Here is a 2,439-nt window from a genome sequence, read left to right as displayed (position 1 = left end):
TTAAAACGTGTTTTTATATTATGAATTTCCATAATCAACTAACTTTCCTGTTTTTTCGTCACGCACGCTCCATTCCAAACGGCTATCTAATAGGGCTTGTTGTACTTTAGGGGGGTAGTCCGCTAAAGTGGTTTCTTTTGGGATCGGTTTGCCCATTTGACCTGCTTGGCGTATTATTTTCGACCATCGAGGTTGCCAACACAGGCATTCCGAAATAAAGTACCCCACCGTGTAAAACGGTAATAAAATTAAAAATACAGGAATAAGCAGTAAATACACCCATGCCGTTGGGGCATTTTTTAAGGCATGAATCATGGGTTTGATATGCCCTTCAAAGCCATGAAAGGGCATGGGTAAATGGGTGCTTAGGCGTGGTTTTGGCAAGTTTTCGGGTCCGTGCTCCATATACCGGCGGATAAATTCCCATTCGTCTTTATAATCTTGGGCATTATAAGTATTTTTGCCAATACCGACGGATTGAGCAACCGGAAAGCCAGTTTTATAAGGGTGAAAGGTTATTAGATTGACCATATTGGTGCCCCCCATGTCTGAGCCGGTTTCGCCAAAGTTGGACGGCATAATATGTTCCCATTTAAATACCACCGTGCCACCGCAATATTTAGGGCGCTGAATATATACTTGCCTTGTGACTCGATTAAATCGTACCCGAATATGACGAACAGTGAAAAGTTCAAACCGGTAAATATAGCGGAAATAACGGATACATAAATAGGTAAGTATTAAAAAGATAGTTGAAAAAAAGATTATTGCGAATATTCCTGAACCAATATTATCACTTTTATGATTATATAAGTCTAAAGCTATTCCAAATCCTAAATCCCAACTAGAATAAATAACCCAAAAAATAAGTAAACTAATCCAAGTCAAAATCCCCCGAAAATTTTCAAACATGCCGCCACGGATCTCTAAATAGCGATCGTTATAGGCGTAGTAAGGTCCTATTGGTCTGGGGTTATTACTGACGGATTCTTGAGTGTAGTTTTTTTGGACTTCTTTTAGCGTCATATCGCCACTGGTATAGCCCATTTTTAATTTTTTGCGGGTTTCGGCTTTTATGGCGCTACCAAACCACAATAAAAATTCACCAACGTACATTGATTTTATATCCTGTTGTTATTGTTTTAAATATTGTTTTAAAACGTGTTTTTATATTATGAATTTCCATAATCAACTAACTTTCCTGTTTTTTCATCACGCACGCTCCATTGCAAACGGCTATCTAATAGGGCTTGTTGTACTTTAGGGGGGTAGTCCGCTAAAGTGGTTTCTTTCGGGATCGGTTTGCCTGCTTTACCGGCTTGGCGTATTACTTTCGACCATCGAGGTTGCCAGCATAAGCATTCCGAAATAAAGTACCCCACCGTGTAAAACGGTAATAAAATTAAAAATACAGGAATAAGCAGTAAATATACCCATGCGGTTGGGGCATTTTTTAAGGCATGAATCATGGGTTTGATATGCCCTTCAAAGCCATGAAAGGGCATGGGTAAATGGGTGCTTAGGCGTGGTTTTGGCAAGTTTTCGGGTCCGTGCTCCATATACCGGCGGATAAATTCCCATTCGTCTTTATAGTCTTGAGGGTTATAGGTGTTTTTGCCAATGCCGACGGATTGAGCAACCGGAAAGCCAGTTTTATAAGGGTGAAAAGTAAACAAGTTAACGACATTAGTCCCCCCCATATCCGAGCCAGTCTCGCCAAAGTTGGACGGCATAATATGTTCCCATTTAAATACCACCGTGCCACCGCAATATTTAGGGCGCTGAATATATACTTGCTTTGTAATTCGATTAAACCGTACCCGAATATGGCGGATGGTAAATAGTTCAAATCGGTAAATATAGCGGAAATAGCGGAATAATAAATAAAATAAAACTAAAGTAATAATAAAAAAACAAATCATGGCAAATACACTTGATGCAATATTTTCGGATTGATTATTGTGCAGTTCAATTAGTATACTTAATCCCAAATAAGCTCCTGATGTAGGGAATAAAAAAATAAGTAAACTAATCCAAGTCAAAATCCCCCGAAAATTTTCAAACATGCCGCCACGGATCTCTAAATAGCGATCGTTATAGGCGTAGTAAGGTCCTATTGGTCTGGGGTTATTGCTGACGGATTCTTGAGTGTAGTTTTTTTGGACTTCTTTTAGCGTCATATCGCCACTGGTATAGCCCATTTTTAATTTTTTGCGAGTTTCGGCTTTTATGGCGCTACCAAACCACAATAAAAATTCACCAACGTACATCGATTTTATATCCTGTTGTTATTGTTTTAAATATTATTTTAAATATTGTTTTAAAACGTGTTTTTATATTATGAATTTCCATAATCAACTAACTTTCCTGTTTTTTCGTCACGCACGCTCCATTCCAAACGGCTATCTAATAGGGCTTGTTGTACTTTAGGGGGGTAGT

The 2,439-nt window shown here is 38.7% G+C and carries 2 protein-coding genes; both read right to left on the bottom strand.

Translation table 11 applies throughout. From position 1 onward, the window contains the following. Positions 1–18 precede the first annotated feature (18 nt). Complete coding sequence (locus A9G48_RS09140; protein ID WP_065576098.1) at positions 19–1,116, bottom strand: DUF6708 domain-containing protein; 1,098 nt, start codon at positions 1,114–1,116, stop codon at positions 19–21. A gap of 56 nt (positions 1,117–1,172) precedes the next feature. Further along, entirely contained in the window at positions 1,173–2,270 is a 1,098-nt protein-coding gene (locus A9G48_RS09135; RefSeq protein ID WP_065576097.1) for a DUF6708 domain-containing protein, read from the bottom strand. Positions 2,271–2,439: the final 169 nt, after the last annotated feature.

Origin of the sequence: Gilliamella sp. wkB18, from assembly GCF_001690875.1 — a bacterium.
Classification (GTDB): Bacteria; Pseudomonadota; Gammaproteobacteria; order Enterobacterales; family Orbaceae; genus Gilliamella; species Gilliamella apicola_A.
This window is presented reverse-complemented; position numbering and strand designations above follow the sequence as displayed.